This window comes from Pseudomonas sp. B414, assembly GCF_055408445.1.
This window is the reverse complement of record NZ_JBUZTQ010000001.1, coordinates 1-18,483: the sequence shown is the minus strand read 5'-3', so window position 1 is coordinate 18,483 and position 18,483 is coordinate 1. Positions and strand designations below refer to the sequence as shown.

Annotated in this window: 19 protein-coding genes; 9 read left to right on the top strand and 10 right to left on the bottom strand. The window is 55.9% G+C overall.

What is annotated here, in order from left to right; all coding sequences use genetic code 11:
• Positions 1–142 precede the first annotated feature (142 nt).
• Entirely contained in the window at positions 143–2,074 is a 1,932-nt protein-coding gene (estP, locus tag ACZRMH_RS00095; RefSeq protein ID WP_464011599.1) for an esterase EstP, read from the bottom strand.
• A 397-nt stretch (positions 2,075–2,471) separates the two neighbouring features.
• On the opposite strand from estP, the gene ACZRMH_RS00090 reads away from it, so the two are divergent.
• From ACZRMH_RS00090 to ACZRMH_RS00075, 4 genes are all read left to right on the top strand, one after another.
• A complete protein-coding gene (locus ACZRMH_RS00090) occupies positions 2,472–3,065 on the top strand; it encodes an aminodeoxychorismate/anthranilate synthase component II (RefSeq protein WP_464011598.1) in 594 nt (197 codons plus the stop codon).
• 9 nt (positions 3,066–3,074) lie between these two features.
• Positions 3,075–4,124 (top strand): anthranilate phosphoribosyltransferase, encoded by a 1,050-nt coding sequence (gene trpD / locus ACZRMH_RS00085; protein WP_464011597.1) that lies wholly within the window; start codon positions 3,075–3,077, stop codon positions 4,122–4,124.
• The gene (trpC, locus tag ACZRMH_RS00080; protein WP_464011596.1) at positions 4,121–4,957 is read left to right on the top strand and encodes an indole-3-glycerol phosphate synthase TrpC; all 837 of its coding nucleotides are present in this window, start codon (positions 4,121–4,123) and stop codon (positions 4,955–4,957) included. Before trpD ends, trpC begins: the two co-directional genes overlap by 4 nt.
• Before the next feature lie 154 nt (positions 4,958–5,111).
• On the top strand, positions 5,112–5,813 hold the full coding sequence (locus ACZRMH_RS00075) for a lipoate--protein ligase family protein (protein ID WP_464011595.1): 702 nt from the start codon (positions 5,112–5,114) through the stop codon (positions 5,811–5,813).
• Here ACZRMH_RS00075 and crp read toward each other — a convergent pair.
• Positions 5,810–6,454, bottom strand: a complete 645-nt coding sequence (gene crp / locus ACZRMH_RS00070) for a cAMP-activated global transcriptional regulator CRP (protein WP_464011594.1) — start codon at positions 6,452–6,454, stop codon at positions 5,810–5,812. The two genes, ACZRMH_RS00075 and crp, sit on opposite strands and share 4 nt — an antisense overlap.
• 222 nt (positions 6,455–6,676) lie before the next feature.
• On the opposite strand from crp, the gene ACZRMH_RS00065 reads away from it, so the two are divergent.
• The gene (locus tag ACZRMH_RS00065; protein ID WP_464011593.1) at positions 6,677–7,099 is read left to right on the top strand and encodes an OsmC family protein; all 423 of its coding nucleotides are present in this window, start codon (positions 6,677–6,679) and stop codon (positions 7,097–7,099) included.
• A 240-nt stretch (positions 7,100–7,339) separates the two neighbouring features.
• Positions 7,340–8,131 carry an adenosylmethionine decarboxylase gene (gene speD, locus ACZRMH_RS00060; RefSeq protein WP_464011592.1) on the top strand — a complete coding sequence of 264 codons (792 nt, stop codon included), beginning with the start codon at positions 7,340–7,342 and terminating at the stop codon, positions 8,129–8,131.
• Between the two features lie 193 nt (positions 8,132–8,324).
• Here the strand turns inward: speD and coq7 are convergent, their stop codons facing one another.
• From coq7 to hemJ, 6 genes are all read right to left on the bottom strand, one after another.
• Positions 8,325–8,972: a 2-polyprenyl-3-methyl-6-methoxy-1,4-benzoquinone monooxygenase gene (gene coq7, locus ACZRMH_RS00055; protein ID WP_464011591.1), complete on the bottom strand. Its 648-nt coding sequence runs from the start codon at positions 8,970–8,972 to the stop codon at positions 8,325–8,327.
• 117 nt (positions 8,973–9,089) lie between these two features.
• Positions 9,090–9,428, bottom strand: coding sequence for a histidine triad nucleotide-binding protein (locus ACZRMH_RS00050; protein WP_083369746.1), 339 nt, complete (start codon positions 9,426–9,428; stop codon positions 9,090–9,092).
• A gap of 66 nt (positions 9,429–9,494) precedes the next feature.
• A complete protein-coding gene (locus tag ACZRMH_RS00045) occupies positions 9,495–10,283 on the bottom strand; it encodes an SDR family NAD(P)-dependent oxidoreductase (RefSeq protein WP_464011590.1) in 789 nt (262 codons plus the stop codon).
• Positions 10,284–10,359: 76 nt separating this feature from the next.
• Complete coding sequence (locus ACZRMH_RS00040) at positions 10,360–10,875, bottom strand: DUF805 domain-containing protein (protein WP_464011589.1); 516 nt, start codon at positions 10,873–10,875, stop codon at positions 10,360–10,362.
• 62 nt (positions 10,876–10,937) lie between these two features.
• A complete protein-coding gene (locus ACZRMH_RS00035; RefSeq protein ID WP_464011588.1) occupies positions 10,938–11,909 on the bottom strand; it encodes an NAD(P)H-dependent flavin oxidoreductase in 972 nt (323 codons plus the stop codon).
• Positions 11,910–11,939: 30 nt separating this feature from the next.
• Complete coding sequence (gene hemJ, locus ACZRMH_RS00030) at positions 11,940–12,368, bottom strand: protoporphyrinogen oxidase HemJ (RefSeq protein ID WP_464011587.1); 429 nt, start codon at positions 12,366–12,368, stop codon at positions 11,940–11,942.
• A gap of 133 nt (positions 12,369–12,501) precedes the next feature.
• On the opposite strand from hemJ, the gene argC reads away from it, so the two are divergent.
• Positions 12,502–13,536, top strand: coding sequence for an N-acetyl-gamma-glutamyl-phosphate reductase (gene argC, locus ACZRMH_RS00025; protein ID WP_464011586.1), 1,035 nt, complete (start codon positions 12,502–12,504; stop codon positions 13,534–13,536).
• A gap of 148 nt (positions 13,537–13,684) precedes the next feature.
• Positions 13,685–14,035 carry an iron-sulfur cluster insertion protein ErpA gene (erpA, locus tag ACZRMH_RS00020; protein WP_016782396.1) on the top strand — a complete coding sequence of 117 codons (351 nt, stop codon included), beginning with the start codon at positions 13,685–13,687 and terminating at the stop codon, positions 14,033–14,035.
• Positions 14,036–14,110: 75 nt separating this feature from the next.
• On the opposite strand, the gene ACZRMH_RS00015 is transcribed toward erpA, so the two are convergent.
• Complete coding sequence (locus ACZRMH_RS00015) at positions 14,111–15,202, bottom strand: anhydro-N-acetylmuramic acid kinase (protein WP_464011585.1); 1,092 nt, start codon at positions 15,200–15,202, stop codon at positions 14,111–14,113.
• A gap of 3 nt (positions 15,203–15,205) precedes the next feature.
• Positions 15,206–16,615 (bottom strand): peptidoglycan DD-metalloendopeptidase family protein, encoded by a 1,410-nt coding sequence (locus tag ACZRMH_RS00010; RefSeq protein ID WP_464011584.1) that lies wholly within the window; start codon positions 16,613–16,615, stop codon positions 15,206–15,208.
• A gap of 214 nt (positions 16,616–16,829) precedes the next feature.
• Here ACZRMH_RS00010 and tyrS point away from each other — a divergent pair, with 214 nt between their 5' ends.
• Positions 16,830–18,029 carry a tyrosine--tRNA ligase gene (tyrS, locus tag ACZRMH_RS00005; RefSeq protein ID WP_464011583.1) on the top strand — a complete coding sequence of 400 codons (1,200 nt, stop codon included), beginning with the start codon at positions 16,830–16,832 and terminating at the stop codon, positions 18,027–18,029.
• Positions 18,030–18,483 lie beyond the last annotated feature (454 nt).

Sequence of the window (18,483 nt, the reverse complement as noted above, 5' to 3'; positions counted from 1 at the left end):
AGCCAGCGGCAGACTTTGTGGGAGCGGGCTTGCTCGCGATGGCATCACTGCGGTTATCCAGAAACACCGCATCGTTTGCATCGCAGGCAGCCAGCTCCCACAGGTTTTGTGCTCTTGCACAAGTCTGCGCAGAACCGGTAAATCAGAAGTCCAGGCTAACCCCGATATTCACCCCCTGTTGCATGACCCCGTCACTCTTTCTCGCGTTATAAGCCGCCCGCAGCATAAGGTCGGAAGTCAGTTTGTGGCTGACCCCCAGGCTTACACGGGCAACGTTGCTGGGCGGTGTATAACCTTCAAGCTTGAAGCGATTATTGGGCAGGCTGTTAAGTGCGATATTCAGGCGCTGGGTATCGTTCTGGAACTCATGTTCATGGGCAACTTCGCCAAACAACAGTGTCTGCGGGGTGGCCTGGTAACTGGCGAGCAAACCCGCGCCAAGGCGATTTGAAACAAGCGTCTGCTCTTCGTAGTTCAATGCAGTCGAACGCCGCCCTTTTTCTTCATAACGATTAACCTCTACCCGCGAGTAATCGGCGCTGATAAAAGGGGAGAGGTGCCACAGTGCTGACGCCTGTGCGATGTCATAACCCAGGCGTGTACTCAATGCCCGCAGATGGCCGTCGGCCTGCCCTTGTTCCATGCCTTCACCTACGCCAAGCGCGAATTTTCGCTTGAGGCTGTCGTAATCCAGCCTGCCCAAGGTCAGCGCAGCATCACCCCACCAGTGGTTGTGTTGATATTGGGCAAATACGCTGCCCAGATAGCTGTTGAGTTTGTAGTGCGATTCATTGGCACCAACCTCCAGGCGTTGTCGATAAAACCCGCCCGCAATCCCGAAGCGCCAGTTCTCATCTGGTCTGTAGCTGGTGCCGATATTGACGTTATAGCCTCTGCCATCTGCACTTACTGACGTCTTCTGCTTGTCGACTTCCAGGCGTTGCCCACCCCCGGCGACCATGGCCCTCCATTGGCCAATGGCTTGCCATTGCCCGTTGTCGCCAGCCCATTGATTGCGCAGCTGGTCTTGATGGGCGTTCAACGTGCTTTGGGCCATGACCGGCAACAAGGTCAGCTCCCACGGGACGGCAAGCAATGAATAGGCGTAGTCGGCAATTAACTGCTGACCCGTCTCGGTGGGGTGGGCCTTGTCGTTGAACAGCAGTTTGGCCGGATCGGGGGTTGTACTGTTAATACCGTACTGGGGGTTTTCCTTGCAATCTTCGCCCTCGAAGCATGTGCCGATAAGGTCTTGCCCCAGGGCCAGGCCATAACGGGAAGGATCTGCGACGGCTTCACGCAGCAATAGCGGGATATTGAGGGGGATCACTTCGGCATCGATCTGCTCGAGTTGCTGCGCCAGCTCATGATTGAACACTGCGCTGAGGTAGCTGGTACCCGCCTGTTCAGGCGTGCCGTAGATGGCCGGGGTCAGGCCCAGATCGGGCAGTAGCCAGACCATGATGTAGCGCGCACCGGCCTGTTGCAGGGCGTAGGTGCTCGCCGCCAGCCTTTGTGCGGCTTGACCTGCCTCAGCAGGGCTTGTGACCTTTCCCTGAAGGAAGTCATTACCGCCGCCAGAGATGAAATACAGCGCCTTGGGGTCAGCCTTGAAGTTGTTCTCCACAAGGTAGCCACGCTTGTTGCGCAATACGTAACCGCCGACAAAAGCCCAGTCATCAGGGAAGGCAACCTTTGACTGGGTCATGATGGAATTGAAAATCTGGTCGGTGCGGTAGCCGCCAACCGCCCAGTTGTTACCGTCAGGTTCGCCTGCGAGAGAGTTGCCCGGCGACGTGGACGGGCGCAGGTCGGCGGGTGCAATGCCCAGTCTTGCGCCCAGGCGCATGGGCGCTACTGCAACATATTCCTCACCGCGGTATTCCTTGTACGTGGGCCCGGTACGATTGGTGAAACGCATGCCACTGCCTACACCGGGGAATTGCCCCGAATCGCTCAGGCTATCGCCGAACACGATCATGGTGGAGTACGGGGTGGGGGCTGCAATGGCGCGCTCACTGACGACGGACAAGATACATCCCGCCAGAGGGATAAGTAGGGAAAGCCTGCGCATGTTATGACCTGTTTTTATTGTTTGGAACTCAGACCTTAACAAAACATCCTGTATTAAATGTTTCATGTAAAATAAAGTCACAAAGTACATATGCGGTGTTTTCCCCCGTATTTGCTGCTCTGTGTTGCACCAGTCGCGAGGCTACGTTACTGTGCCATGACATTGAAATGAGACTTTTCCGTGTTGATCATCAGCAAACTCTTTATGCGAGTTGTTAAGGCCCACGGCCGTTGGCGTTGGCGCGCCTAATATTTCTCTGCCGGCTACGCCGGACCTGCCCCCTGCGTTTTCCTGAATGGCTACCCCTCGGTTGGTGTGTTCAATCCAGCAACCGAAACTGCGGGTAATGAATTCTGAAAACAGTTTTGAATGTCAGTGAATTCAGAGGTTTAGCAACATGTTGCTGATGATCGATAATTACGACTCTTTTACTTACAACGTTGTGCAGTACCTCGGCGAGTTGGGTGCCGAGGTCAAAGTGGTGCGCAACGATGAATTGACCGTGGCCCAGATCGAAGCGCTCAAGCCTGAGCGCATTGTGGTCTCCCCGGGCCCCTGCACGCCGAACGAGGCGGGCATCTCTCTCGAAGCAATCAAGCACTTCGCCGGCAAGCTGCCGATTCTGGGCGTCTGCCTGGGCCATCAGTCCATCGGTCAGGCCTTTGGCGGTGATGTGGTGCGCGCCCGCCAGGTGATGCACGGCAAGACCAGCCCGGTTTATCACCTCGATACCGGGGTGTTCCAGGGGCTGAACAATCCGCTGACCGTAACCCGTTACCACTCGTTGGTGGTCAAGCGTGAAACCCTGCCGGACTGCCTGGAACTGACCGCCTGGACGCAGCTGGATGATGGCTCGGTGGACGAGATCATGGGCTTGCGCCACAAGACGCTGAACATCGAAGGGGTGCAATTTCACCCTGAGTCGATCCTGACCGAGCAAGGTCATGAACTGTTTGCCAACTTTCTTAAACAAACCGGCGGCACGCGCTAAGGACTTCAAATGGATATCAAGACAGCCCTGAACCGTATCGTCGGTCATCTCGACCTGACCACCGATGAGATGCGCGATGTGATGCGCGACATCATGACCGGTCAATGCACCGAGGCGCAGATTGGCGCGTTCATGATGGGCATGCGCATGAAGAGTGAAAGCATCGACGAAATCGTCGGTGCTGTAACCGTAATGCGCGAACTGGCCGACAAGGTTGAACTCAACACCCTCGATGGTGTGGTCGACATTGTGGGTACCGGTGGTGATGGCGCGAATATTTTCAACGTATCGACAGCCTCCGCTCTGGTGATTGCAGCTGCCGGTTGCACCGTGGCTAAACACGGCAACCGTGCCGTGTCCGGCAAGAGCGGCAGTGCAGATTTGCTTGAAGCTGCAGGTGTGTATCTGAACCTGACGCCGGTACAGGTTGGTCGCTGCATCGACAGCGTAGGCATCGGCTTTATGTTCGCGCAGTGCCATCATGGCGCCATGAAACACGCGGCCATTCCCCGTCGCGATCTAGGCTTGCGTACCCTGTTCAATATGCTTGGCCCGCTTACGAATCCGGCTGGTGTATTGCATCAAGTGGTGGGCGTTTTCAATCAGGCGCTGTGCCGGCCTCTGGCTGAAGTGTTGCAGCGTCTGGGCAGCAAGCATGTGTTGGTAGTGCATTCCCAGGATGGCCTGGATGAGTTCAGCCTGGCAGCACCGACCTTTGTGGCGGAGCTGCATAAGGGTGAGATCAAGGAGTATTGGGTCCAGCCTGAAGACCTGGGCATCAAGAGCCAAAGCCTGTTTGGCCTGGTGGTCGACAGTCCTGAACAATCGCTGGAGTTGATCCGCGATGCCCTGGGCCGTCGTAAAACCGAAGCGGGCCAGAAAGCGGCTGAAATGATTGTACTCAATGCAGGTGCTGCTCTTTACGCCGCGGACCTTGCCTACACACTCAAAGAAGGTGTGGAATTGGCGCACGACGCGCTGCACACCGGGTTGGCCCGGGAGAAGCTCGAAGAGCTGGGCGCATTTACCGCGATTTTCAAGCAGGAGAATGAAGCATGAGTGTGCCAACCGTTCTGGAAAACATTCTGGCGCGTAAAGTTCAGGAGGTTGCCGAGCGCAGTGCGCGGGTGAGTCTGGCTGAACTTGAGCGTTTGGCGGCTCAGGCTGATCCTGTTCGTGGTTTTGCCAGTGCCTTGCTGGCGCAGGCCCGGAAAAAACAGCCTGCGGTGATTGCTGAAATCAAAAAGGCATCGCCGAGCAAGGGTGTGATTCGCGAGCACTTCGTGCCTGCCGAGATTGCTAAAAGCTACCAGTCGGGCGGCGCGACCTGTTTGTCCGTGCTGACCGATATCGATTACTTCCAGGGCGCTGATGCCTACCTGCAACAGGCCCGTGCGGCCTGTACCTTGCCGGTAATCCGCAAGGACTTCATGATCGACCCGTATCAAATCGTTGAAGCCCGTGCCTTGGGGGCTGACTGCGTGCTGTTGATCGTGTCAGCTCTGGACGACGTGAAAATGGCCGAGCTGGCGGCAGTTGCCAAAAGCGTCGGGCTGGATGTGCTGGTTGAAGTGCATGATGGCGACGAGCTTGAGCGCGCCCTTAAAACCCTCGACACGCCGCTGGTGGGCATCAACAACCGCAACCTGCATACCTTTGAGGTCAGCCTGGAAACCACGCTGGATCTGTTGCCCCGCGTTCCCCGTGACCGTCTGGTGATTACCGAAAGCGGCATTCTTAACCGTGCCGATGTCGAGCTGATGGAAATCAGCGAGGTGTATTCCTTCCTGGTGGGTGAAGCCTTTATGCGTGCCGAGAATCCGGGTAATGAATTGCAGCGTTTGTTCTTCCCGGAACGAGCTCTACCCGTGACGGGTTCGACACTGGACTGACACTCCAAAACTATCTGTGGGAAACGGCCTTTTGTGGGAGCGGGCTTGCTCGCGATGGCATCACCGCGACTTACCTGATAAATCGCGGCGCCTGCATCGCAGGCAAGCCAGCTCCCACAGTTGTTCTTGTTGTTCTGCGTTCGGAAGGATTCGCATGCCCCTGATCAAACAACTCACTGTCGAAGCCGGCCTCAAGGCCGAGCAGGATCTGCTTGCTTCGGTCTGCGCTGGGGAACTGGAAGCGGGGGTGCTGTTCTGGCAACCCACCGATCGAGCGTTGGTCATGCCGCGGCGCTTGAGTCGTTTACCGGGTTTTGAGCAGGCCAGTGTCGAACTGGCTGCCAGCGGCTGGCCGATTCTGCTGCGTGAAACCGGTGGTGAGCCTGTGCCCCAGTCTGCATCGACGGTCAATATCGCGTTGGTGTATGCACCGTCACGCAGTGAAGGCGATCATGGTCGCATCGAAACTGCGTATCGCCGCTTGTGCGAGCCTGTTTGCGATCTACTGACGCAGTTGGGTGGCGTGGCGTCCTTGGGTGAGGTTGAAGGCGCTTTCTGTGATGGCCGTTTCAACGTCAATCTCAATGCGCGAAAACTGGTCGGTACCGCTCAGCGCTGGCGTCAGAGCCAAGGCGGGCAGCGACCTGTCGGCCTGGTGCATGGCGCATTGCTGGTGGATAACGAGCGTGAGTCGATGGTGGCGGCGGTCAATCGCTTCAATGTGTTGTGCGATCTGGAGCAACGCTGCCTTGCCGACAGCCATATTGCCTTGCACGAAGCCTTTGCAGCCCCTGACTTCTTTGAGCACTTGAGTGCCAGTTATCAACAGATTCTGGCGCCCTTGCTCAAACCTTAACGCGTACCGAACACGACCATGGTCTTGCCTTTAACGCTGACCAGGTTTTGTTCTTCCAGACTTTTGAGTACACGCCCTACCATCTCCCGCGAACAGCCAACAATTCTGCCGATCTCCTGGCGGGTGATCTTGATCTGCATACCATCCGGGTGAGTCATGGCATCGGGTTGCTTGCATAGCTCAAGCAGGCAACGAGCGACTCTTCCTGTCACATCAAAGAACGCCAGATCACCCACCTTGCGCGTGGTATTACGCAGGCGCTGTGCGATTTGACCGCTTAGCGCGTAAAGAATTTCTGGCTCTTGTTGGGTGTATTCTCTGAATTTCGGGTAGCTGATTTCAGCTACTTCACACTCGGTCTTGGCCCGAACCCATGCGCTGCGCGCTTGCTCCTGTCCTGATTGTTCAAACAGCCCCAGCTCGCCGATGAAATCTCCACTGTTGAGGTAGGCAATGATCATTTCACGACCTTCCTCATCTTCAATCACAACCGTAACTGAGCCTTTGATAATGAAGAACAGGGTATGTGAAGACTCGCCGGCGCAGATGATATTGCTCTTGGCCGGATAACGTTTGCGCTGGCAAAAAGTCAAAAACTTGTCGAGGTTTTTGATCTTGGGTATGGGAGTAAGAGCAACCATGGTTGTATCCCGCAAAGCGTGCACAGTAAGGTTTAGATCTATTTTTATATAGAGCGCTCGCTGACTGGCGCCAGCGATTTGGCGCCAGCTTACCAGACAGGTTCTATGGGGTTTGTAGAATTTTCTGACTGGTCTGTAAGAGAACGGCTTTAGTGTAGCGAGTAATCAGTATCTGGCCCTGTGCTAAGCTGGCGCCCCTTTTAAAACAGTGGAGTCTGGGCGATGAAGGCACGCATTCAATGGGCTGGCGAAGCCATGTTTCTGGGCGAATCAGGCAGTGGCCACGTTGTCGTGATGGATGGCCCGCCTGAAAGCGGTGGTCGCAATCTGGGCGTACGTCCGATGGAAATGTTGCTGCTGGGGCTCGGCGGTTGCAGCAACTTTGACGTTGTCAGCATTCTCAAGAAATCGCGACAGGCGGTTGAAAGCTGCGAGGCATTCCTGGAGGCAGATCGCGCCACCGAAGATCCCAAGGTTTTCACCAAGATCCATCTGCACTTTGTGGTCAAGGGCCGTGGTTTGAAAGAAACTCAGGTCAAGCGTGCCATTGAGCTGTCGGCCGAGAAGTATTGCTCGGCATCGATCATGCTCGGCGCAGCCGGTGTTGCCATTAGCCATGATTATGAAATTATTGAACTGGCCTGAGTGGACATTCATTTTTCATAAATGCGATGCAGACTCTGGCGATCAGTCGCTGACGTCTGCATAATGCGCCACTTTTTTCAGGGTAGTGGCGGGGTTGATTCCCGGCCGCATGTCCGAACAGATAACCAAAATCGCCATCGCGAAGAGGTGTTAACCGTCCTACGCAGGTGCGTCCTACGCACTTGACGGGCATGCTGGATCACGCGGCCGAGCCGCATCGACATAGAGAGTTTTATAACGGTGAAAAGCAAACTCAAGCTCCACGGGTTCAATAACCTGACAAAGACCTTGAGCTTCAACATCTATGACATCTGTTATGCGGAAACCCCGCAAGACCAGCAGGCATATGTTGAGTACATCAATCAAGAGTACGACGCAGAACGCCTGACGCAGATCCTTACAGATGTGGTTGATATCATTGGTGCCAACATCCTGAACATCGCCCGTCAGGATTACGACCCGCAAGGCGCCAGCGTGACTATTCTGATCTCCGAGCAGCCGGTAATTCCTACCGAAAGCCAGATCGAAGAGTCCCCAGGCCCGCTGCCCGAGACCATCCTGGCTCATCTCGACAAAAGTCATATCACGGTGCACACCTATCCGGAGATTCACCCGGTGGACGGTATCGCAACATTCCGTGTAGACATTGATGTGTCGACGTGCGGCGTTATTTCACCGCTTAAAGCTCTCAACTACCTGATCCATCAGTTTGATTCGGATATTGTGACTGTCGATTACCGTGTGCGGGGTTTCACCCGTGACGTTGAAGGCAAAAAGCACTTTATCGATCACGAGATCAATTCGATCCAGAACTACCTCTCCGAAGACACCCGCGACGGTTACCAGATGACCGACGTGAATGTGTACCAGGAAAACCTGTTCCACACCAAGATGCTGCTCAAGGAGTTCGAACTGGATAACTACCTGTTCGGCGACGCCACCAGCAACCTGTCGGCAGAACAACGCGTGCAGGTTACTGAGCGTGTGAAACACGAAATGCTGGAGATTTTCTACGCACGCAACATGGCGTAAATTTCCGCTATTAAAAAAGGCGGCTACCGAGAGGTAGTCGCCTTTTTTGTCTGTCACAAGCCACCTTTGGTAGCTGCTGTCTTGGTGTTGCCACAGGTTTCTGAGCGACCCAATACCTGTGTGAACTGGCTTGCCTGCGATGCAGCGACTCGGCATGGCTGACAGGCTGGGTTCTAGCTTCGCGAGCAAGCCGTCAAATGCGATAAGTACTTTTGGTCATGACCTTGGCCATCAGGCTCATGCCGAACTTCACCGGAGCAGGGAAGCGAAAGCCGCCAGCATTGAGTGCGGACTCTGCATGCTGCTCTTCGTCGATACGCATTTGCTCAAGAATGGCCCGGGATTTTTCGTCTTCAGCGGGTAGTTGCTCAAGATGCTCATTCAGATGCTTGCACACCTGATCTTCGGTCGCAGCCACGAACCCCAGGCTGACTTTGTCGCTAATCAACCCTGCTGCTGCGCCGATCCCGAAAGACATGCCGTAAAACAACGGGTTCAGCACGCTAGGGTGACTGCCCAGTTGGCGGATGCGCTGCTCGCACCAGGCCAGATGATCGATCTCTTCTTCAGCAGCATGCTCCATCGCTTCGCGTACATGGGGCAGCTTGGCTGTCAGCGCCTGGCCTTGATACAAGGCTTGAGCACAGACCTCGCCGGTATGGTTGATGCGCATCAGACCGGCAACATGGCGCTTGGCCTGTGGCTCCAGCGGGTTTTCAGGTTTGACGATGGCAGGCGATGGGCGATGCGGCTGACCGCTGAACGGCAGCAGTGTGCGCAAGGCGGTATCGGCTTGTAACAGAAGACGGTCAATCGGCGAGTAGTGACGTTGGGTAGTCATGCTTACCTCCGGAAAAAATCACGGCGGTCAGTTTACCCCAATCGGGCGGGCGGGGTTTGCGTTGGATCACGGGTTACGCAGGAGCCGTGCGGCTCCCACGTCAGAAACCAGTACCCATCAACCCGGCGGCCAGTTCATCTGGCGCTGCCCCAGCACGTGCATATGAATGTGGTAGACCGTCTGGCCGCCCTTTTCATTGCAGTTCATCACCACGCGAAAACCGTCTTCGCAGCCCAGTTCCTTGGCCAGGCGCTGAGCCGTGAACAGGATATGGCCTGCCAGTGGCTTGTCCTCTTCGGTCAGGTCGTTAAGCGTACGGATCGGCTTTTTCGGAATGACCAGAAAGTGGATGGGCGCTTGTGGGGCGATATCGTGAAAAGCCAGCACTTGATCATCTTCATAGATGATCTTGGCAGGTATTTCACGGTTGATGATCTTGGTGAACAGAGTATCCAAAGCTGTGTCTCCGTGAGTGAAGTCCGGTCTGAGTGTACTCAGGGCTGTGAGTTACGCCCAGCCTCGTTAACGTGGGCAGTAGGATTTGTTAACCGAGGCAACAATTTTTCGTGTCATCCACCGCGAGAGTACGCGTGGGAAACGAGTGATCCAGCGGTTGCGTCGCCCGGGAATGATGATTGCCTTATTCTTGTCGAGGGCGCGCACGGTGTAGAGCGCAACTTCTTCGGGGGTCATGGCACTGGCGTTTTGCTTGATGGCGTCAGTGTTCATCTTGGCCGCATCAAAAAAACGGGTCCGGGTGATGCCGGGGCAAAGCACCGAGACCTTGATGCCGGTTTTCTTCACCTCTTCGCGCAAGCCTTCGGAAAAGTGCAGTACATAGGCCTTGCTGGCGAAGTACGTGCTCAGCCACGGCCCGGGTTGGAAGGCTGCGATCGAGGAAACATTGAGGATTTGCCCGCCGCCCTGAACCGCCATCATATTGCCGATGGCATGGCACAGACGGGTGAGCGCGAGCACGTTAAGCTCGATCAGATCCTGCTCGGCGCTCCAGTCGTGGGCCAGAAACGGGCCGCAGGTACCGATGCCCGCGCAGTTGACCAGCAGGTCGATCTGGCGGTCGCCTTCTTCAAGTTCCAGCAGAAAACCGGACAAGCGCAGGGGCTCACCCAGATCACAGGCGCGGAACAGTACTTCGACGCCGAAACGCTGGGTCAGCTCAAGGGCAATGGTTTCCAGCGCATCCCGCTGGCGGGCCACCAAAATCAGACTGCGCCCACGTCGGGCGAGGGCCTCAGCCAGAGCCAGGCCAATGCCGCTGGTGGCACCAGTGATTAAAGCGTAACGGGTCATGCTGTTCTCCATTGCAACGGTACAGTCCGGTGACAATGATGTCCCTGGCGTTAACGCGTTCATTAAGGCGCGCAGTCTACAGGCTGTTGCTGTTGACTGCGTTGATCAACGCACTCAGCAGGCCCAAAGCAAAGAGGGCAACCATTGCGCAAATGCCCAATCCGATCAAAAAAATGGTGATCGAGGCAATTACAGTAACCGACCGGCTATTGGGCGGTGGCGGTGGTCCGTACTTATTGGGGCCCGGGGTGCCGGGCATCAGCAGCATCATAAGGGTCAGGACCAGATTGGCCACAGGCACCAGATGCAGCAACAGCATCCAGGCCGACCAGTTCAGGTCATGCAGGCGCTGGGCGCAAATTCTCAGGCTGACAATGAACCAGGCGAGTGTCAGGACTGCGCCGCAGGTAATGCCGAGGGTAGGCGATACCTTGACTGCGAGCAGCACCAGAATGGACGTCACCATGGCGATCAGGCTGATGACCATGCTCCAGGCCAGCAACCGCATACGCCCGATCCGGCCGCTGAATCCTGCAGGGTCCAACGGCGCGTATTGCTCTTGAGGTGTTTTGTCCAGGCTAAGCTCGGGCATTGAGGCTTCCTTGTCCGGATGTATTGAGCACAGGCTCGCCTGGATTGGCGGGCCTGTCACGATCAGCGATGTGGCCAATGCCGTGCGAGATTTACGCCAAGGATTTGCGCCTTGCGATATTCCTCATCCAGGCGTGCGATCAATTGGTCAATGGTTGGCAGGTCGTGGATTTCGCCTACGCCTTGGCCAGCTGACCAGACCGTTTTCCATGCCTTGGCTTCATCTGTGAGCGGTTTAAGTTTGTTGCCAGCGCCGTTTTCGCTTTTGCCCTGGAGTGCAGCGAGGTCGAAACCTGCATTTTCAAGACTTTGGCGCATGAAACTGGCAGGTACTCCCGATACGGCCGGAGTGTGGATGATATCGGCAGCGCGGGAAGCCAGCAGCATCTCTTTGTAGGCATCAGGCGCATGGCTTTCCTGGGTTGCGATAAAGCGTGTACCGAGGTAGGCAAGGTCTGCGCCCATAATCTGGGCTGCCAGAATTTCGTGGCCGTGGTTCAGGCAACCAGATAGCAGTACGGTTTTGTCAAAGAACTGCCGGATTTCAGCCAGCAGTGCAAAGGGGCTCCAAGTGCCAGCATGACCGCCGGCACCTGCTGCGACAGCAATCAGGCCGTCCACCCCGGCTTCTGCGGCTTTTTCTGCATGGCGTCGGGTCGTGACATCGTGGAACACCAGGCCGCCATAGCTGTGGACGGCATCCACCAACTCTTTGACGGCTCCCAGGCTGGTAATGACGATAGGCACCTTGTGCTCGATGCAGATCCCCAGATCCGCCTGCAGCCGTGGGTTGCTGTTATGCACAATCAGGTTCACGGCGTAGGGCGCAGGGTTATCCAATGTGGCCAGCCCTGCCTCTATTTCCTCAAGCCATGCCTTGAACCCGCTGCTCTCGCGCTGGTTGAGTGCAGGGAAACTGCCTACAACCCCGTTGCGACAGCAGGCGATGACAAGTTCAGGGTTGGAAATCAGAAACATGGGAGCGGCAACTACCGGCAGGCGCAAGCGTTGTTCAAGCAAGGCGGGCAGTGACATTGGATAACCTCGGATCGTTAAGGAGTGAGCTTAAAACGGTTTGACCACCGCCAGAATTACGATCGCCAGCAGAAATACGACCGGCACTTCATTGAACCAGCGGTAGAACACGTGAGTGCGTTTGTTTTCACCACGGGCAAAGCGTTTGACCTGCGCGCCGCACATGTGGTGATAGCCGATCAGCAGTATCACCAGCGTCAGCTTGACGTGCATCCAGCCCTGGCTGAAATAGCCGCTAGGGTTGAGGCTGATCAACCAGCCGCCGAATATCAGGGTGGCGATCATTGCCGGGCCCATGATGCCGCGATACAGCTTGCGCTCCATGATGCTGAATCGTTCTTTGCTGACGCAATCTTCGCTTTGTGCGTGGTAAACAAAGAGGCGAGGCAAGTAAAACAGGCCAGCAAACCAGCAGACAATGCTGATGATATGGAAGGCTTTGAGCCATAGATAAAGCATTTTTAGTTATTCCCAGGTTCACGGTAGATCAAATAGTAGTAGTAGAGCGTGCGGGAGTCACCTTGGCGGTTGTCGCAGGGGCGCTGTGTCCCTATTATCGAAGGCTTTCCAGTGGTTTCGTTGAGGGCAGGTTATGGTCAAGGTCGGTATTGTCGGCGGCACGGGTTACACCGGGGTCGAATTACTGCGTTTGCTGGCACAGCATCCGCAGGCTGAAGTGGTTGTGATCACTTCTCGATCCGAGGCTGGCCTGCCAGTTGCCGATATGTATCCAAACCTGCGCGGCCACTATGATGGCCTCGCCTTCAGCGTGCCGGACACGCAAACCCTGGGTGCGTGCGATGTGGTGTTTTTTGCTACTCCTCACGGCGTAGCCCATGCCCTGGCTGGCGAGCTGCTGGCTGCTGGCACCAAGGTTATCGACCTCTCGGCTGACTTCCGTCTGCAGGACGCAGAAGAGTGGGCCAAGTGGTACGGTCAGCCCCACGGTGCGCCTGAGTTGCTGGATGAGGCTGTATACGGCTTGCCAGAAGTGAACCGTGAGCAAATCAAAAAGGCTCGGCTGATCGCTGTGCCGGGCTGCTACCCGACTTCGGCCCAGTTGGGCTTTCTTCCTCTGCTGGAAGCGGGACTGGCTGAGACTTCGCAGTTGATCGCGGACTGCAAGTCGGGTGTAAGCGGTGCCGGTCGGGGCGCCAGTGTGGGTGCGTTGTATGCCGAAACGTCAGAAAGCATGAAGGCGTATGCCGTTAAAGGTCATCGTCATCTGCCGGAAATTCGCCAGGGCCTGCGTCGTGCAGCGGGTAAGGATGTCGGGCTGACCTTTGTTCCGCATCTGACGCCGATGATCCGTGGTATTCACTCCACGTTGTACGCCACCGTAGTGGATCGCTCTGTCGACTTGCAGGCGCTTTACGAAAAGCGTTATACCAACGAGCCTTTCGTCGATGTGATGCCCGCCGGCAGTCACCCGGAAACCCGTAGCGTGCGCGGTGCCAACGTGTGCCGGATTGCGGTGCATCGGCCACAGGACGGTGATCTGGTGGTGGTTTTGTCGGTCATCGACAATCTGGTCAAGGGCGCGTCTGGCCAGGCTGTGCAGAACATGAACATCATGTTCGGTCTGGATGAGCGTCTGGGCTTGTCCCATGCTGGGATGTTGCCTTAACAGCAGTCCGGGTTTCACGCTTCAAGCGGCAAGTGAGCAGTGCTTCACTTGCCGTTGCTACTTATGAATAGTTGACCGCTTTTCTAGGAGAAGCGGATAATGCGCTTCATCACGCATTATGGCGGCATAGCGCCGGGAGATAGTCAGCATGAGCGTCGAATCCTTCACCCCCATGGCTTTGCAATTCACCGAAGGTGCTGCGCACAAGGTGAAGAGCCTGGTCGATGAAGAGGGTAATGATCGTTTGAAGTTACGCGTATTCGTTACGGGCGGCGGTTGTTCCGGTTTTCAGTATGGTTTCACCTTCGATGAAGAAGTGGCCGATGACGACACCCTGGTTGAGCGCGAAGGCGTCAGCCTGGTGGTCGATCCAATGAGCTTCCAGTACCTGGCAGGTGCCGAGGTGGATTATCAGGAAGGTCTGGAAGGTTCACGCTTTGTGATCAAGAACCCGAATGCCACCACTACTTGTGGTTGCGGTTCATCGTTCTCGATCTGATTTCGTCGAACAGGCTTCAAACTCAACGCCGCGTAGATTCGCGGCGTTTTGCTGTCTGCAATCTATCGGGACGGGTCAGGCGGGGTAGATAGCACCCAATACACGCAGGCCGCGTGCGCCCGTGACGCTGGGGCGGTTGGTGGGGATGCTTTCCAGGCAGCAGTGGGCAAGCCATGCAAAGGCCATTGCCTCTACCCAGTCGGGGTCAACGCCCTTGGCTTGGGTGCTGCTCACTTTGGTGGGCGCCAACAGCTCAGCCAGGCGGGCCATCAGTGTTGCATTGTGAGCACCGCCGCCGCATACCAGCAGTTCGTCAGTGTGTGGCTGTGCTGTGTGCAGCGACTGTACGATAGTCTGCGCAGTCAGCTCCAGCAGGGTTGCCTGAACGTCTTCGGCAGGGAAGGTCGGCAAGTTGAAAAGATGCTGTTTCAGCCAGGCGAGGTTGAAGACCTCACGGCCAGTGCTTTTCGGGCCTTTGGTCTGGAAGAACGGATCGCTGAGCAATGCGTTGAGCAGCAGCGGTTCAACCCTGCCACTCGCAGCCCAGTCACCGTTACGGTCGTAGAGCTCACCGCGCCGTTCCTGTATCCAGGCATCCAACAGGACGTTTCCTGGGCCGCAATCGAACCCTGCGACGGGAGAATCAGGAGTAATCAGGCTTAAGTTGCTGAATCCGCCTACGTTTAGCACGGCCCTGTTCCCGGTTTTATCCGTGAACAAGGCTTCGTGGAAGGCGGGAACCAAAGGTGCGCCCTGGCCTCCCGCAGCCACATCGCGACGACGAAAATCACCTACAACGCAGATGTTGGTCAGTTCGGCCAATAGCGCCGGGTTGCCGATCTGTACGGTAAAGCCGCGGGCGGGTTCGTGTCGTATGGTCTGGCCGTGGCTGCCGATTGCGCGAATATCTGCGGGGGAGAGCTGTTGCTGTGCAAGGAGTGCGTTGACGCCCTGTGCGGCCAGCTCGACCCAGTGATTTTCGGCGATTGCGCAGCGGGCCACTTCATCAGGACCGCTTGCGCACAAACCCAGCAATTCGCTACGCAGTGCTTGCGGCATGGGGATGTAATGGGTGGCGCGTAGCGTGATAGCGGGCCCCAGCTCTATAAGAGCGATGTCCATGCCATCCAGGCTGGTACCGGACATCACGCCTATATAAAGGGCCATGGCTTAGCGCTTGCTCGAGGCCAGGAGAGTGGCCTTTTCCTGGTTCATGCGAGCCATCAACGGCTGGCTCTGTTGCATGAAGCGAGTGCGCTCGGCTTTGGCAATCGGGTCGGCCATTGGCAGTTTCTGGCCCAGCGGGTCAACGTGTACGCCATTGACCTGGAACTCGTAGTGCAGGTGTGGGCCGGTGGAAAGGCCGGTGGTGCCGATGTAGCCGATCACCTGGCCCTGCTTGACCGAACCTCCGGTTTTCACGCCTTTGGCGAAGCCTTGCATATGCCCGTAAAGGGTGCGGTAAGTGTTGCCGTGCTGAATGATGACGGTATTGCCGTAACCGCCGCGACGGCCCGCCAGAAGTACCTTGCCATCACCGGTAGCCTTGATCGGGGTACCGCGTGGTGCTGCGTAGTCGACGCCCTTGTGGGCACGGATCTTGTTCAGGATCGGGTGTTTGCGGCCTGAGGAGAAGCGCGAGCTGATACGGGCAAAGTCTACCGGAGTACGGATAAATGCCTTGCGCATGCTATTGCCATCAGCGGTGTAGTAATTGCTGATGCCCTGCTTGTTGGTATAACGCACGGCAGTAAAGGTCTTACCGCGGTTGGTGAAGCGTGCAGAGAGAATATTGCCAGTGCCGACGGTTTTTCCGTTGATCACCTTCTGCTCGTAGATCACTTCAAACTGGTCGCCTGGGCGAATGTCCTGGGCGAAGTCGATGTCATAACCAAATACCTTGGCCATATCCATCGTGGTGCTGTGCGGCAAGCCTGCGCGCTGACCCGAAACAGAGAGGGAGCTGCTGATCACGCCGTGAGCATAGGCCGAGCGCATGGTAGGCAGGGTGGTGACGCGGCGAAAGGCATAGCCCTTGGCGGTTTTGTTGAGGGTGATGGTCTCAAGGTCACTGACCTGGCTGTGCAGTTTGTTCAACTGCTGGCCGTCCGGGCTCATTTCAAATTCGAGTTTCTGGCCGTGCTTGAGCTGGCTGAATTGCTTGGCTTGTTTGTCGCTGGCCAGCACTTCATGCACAGAACTGGCCGGCAGGCCAACCTTCTGAAACAGGGTCGAGAGCGTGTCGCCCTTGCTGACGATCACTTCGCGGTGGCTTGGCGCAGGGGCCGCTTCAGGCGCGACTTTGGCGGTCGCAACCGGGGCGCTGTCCTGCTGCTCGATCTGCGCAAATGGCGATGGATTCGCTTCATTTGTGGCTTGAACGAGTTCTGCAGCGTCTTGATCTTGTGTCAGTTGTTCAGCCGGGGTTTCCAGCTCCAGGTTCAGGGTCGTTCGTTTGGCTTCTACTTCGCTGGAGGGAAACACCAGCAAGGCCAGGCTTAAGAGAGCGGCGATACCACTTGCGGCAAGCAGGTGGGTCTTCGGATAAAGCGGTGGCGCTTTAGGCGGTTGACTGGTCATAGATGATTTTGACTTTGAGATAAAGGATGAATTGGAAAAGATGACTGACACAATGAATATGAAATAACTGTATAAAATATAACCAAATCGACCTTGAAGCAAGTCTGTGAGCTATTCGCGCGCGGATAAGCAGCCGTATGCCCGCCGGAACTTGTAATTAGTCCCTGATCTTGTATCGTTGGTTCCCTTTGAATTATAGCCTCACGGGTCTGATATGAAGTCGGTTGAAGAGCAGCTAGCGCTAATAAAGCGGGGTGCCGAAGAGGTACTGGTCGAGTCTGAACTGGTCGAGAAACTCAAGCGCGGCCAGCCATTGCGTATCAAGGCCGGATTCGATCCTACGGCGCCCGATCTGCACTTGGGCCATACCGTGCTTATTAATAAGCTGCGCCAGTTCCAGGAACTGGGCCATCAGGTGATCTTCCTGATTGGCGATTTCACCGGGATGATCGGTGATCCAAGCGGCAAAAGTGCAACGCGTCCACCGCTGACGCGTGAGCAGGTGCTCGAGAATGCCGAGACTTACAAGACTCAGGTGTTCAAGATCCTTGATCCGGCAAAAACCGAGGTGGCCTTCAACTCCACCTGGATGGATCAAATGGGGCCTGCCGACTTCATTCGCCTGACATCGCAGTACACCGTTGCTCGCATGCTTGAGCGCGATGACTTCGACAAGCGCTACACCACCAATCAACCTATCGCCATTCACGAGTTCCTTTATCCGCTGGTACAGGGCTACGACTCGGTTGCTCTCAAGGCGGACGTTGAGCTGGGTGGTACCGATCAGAAGTTCAACTTGTTGATGGGGCGTGAGTTGCAGCGTGGCTATGGTCAGGAAGCTCAGTGCATCGTGACCATGCCTTTGCTTGAAGGGCTGGATGGCGTCAAGAAGATGTCCAAGTCCCTGGGTAACTACGTCGGTATCCAGGAAGCGCCGGGTGTTATGTACAGCAAGCTGGTATCCATTCCTGATGCTCTGATGTGGCGCTACTTTGAATTGCTGAGCTTTCGTTCCATGGACGAAATCAATGCATTCAAGGCTGAAGTCGAAGCCGGTGCCAACCCTCGTGATATCAAGATCAAGCTGGCTGAAGAGATTGTTGCCCGCTTCCATGGTGAGGAGGCTGCTGCCAATGCGCATCGCGGCGCCGGCAACCGTATGAAGGAGGGCGAACTGCCTGATGATCTGCCAGAGATCGAGCTGACTGCAACTGAGGATATGCCGATTGCAGCTGTCCTTAATAAGGCAGGCCTGGTGAAGAACTCTGCAGTGGCGCGTGATCTGTTGGGGTCGGGTGGTGTGCGTATAGATGGTGAGGTGGTTGATCGCACCTATATATATGCACTGGGCTCGACCCATGTGTGTCAGGCAGGCAAGAAGGCTTTCGCGCGAATCACGCTGAAAGCCGAGTAAAACTGGGGGGGCTCAGGGTTGATTGATAGTTTTGTTCAATTAACCCTTGACTCGGATTTGTATCTGTCTATAATTCGCCCCACTTCCGGCGCAGTCGAAACGGAAAACTCCTTGAGTTTCAATGAGTTGGATTGGTTTTCGGCAGTGTCAGCTTCAAGTCATCGAAGCAGGAAATGAGGTGTTGACAGCAGCGTGTAACGCTGTAGAATTCGCCTCCCGCTAACGAGAGATCGAAAGCGCAAGTGGTTGATGTTGTTAAAGATTTCCAAGCGAAACTTTGAAAACATCTTAAATAACCGCTTGACAGCAACAGAGGCTGCTGTAGAATGCGCGCCTCGGTTCAGCGAAAGCTAAACCAACCGCTCTTTAACAACTGAATCAAGCAATTCGTGTGGGTGCTTGTGGAGTCAGACTGATAGTCAACAAGATTATCAGCATCACAAGTTACTCCGCG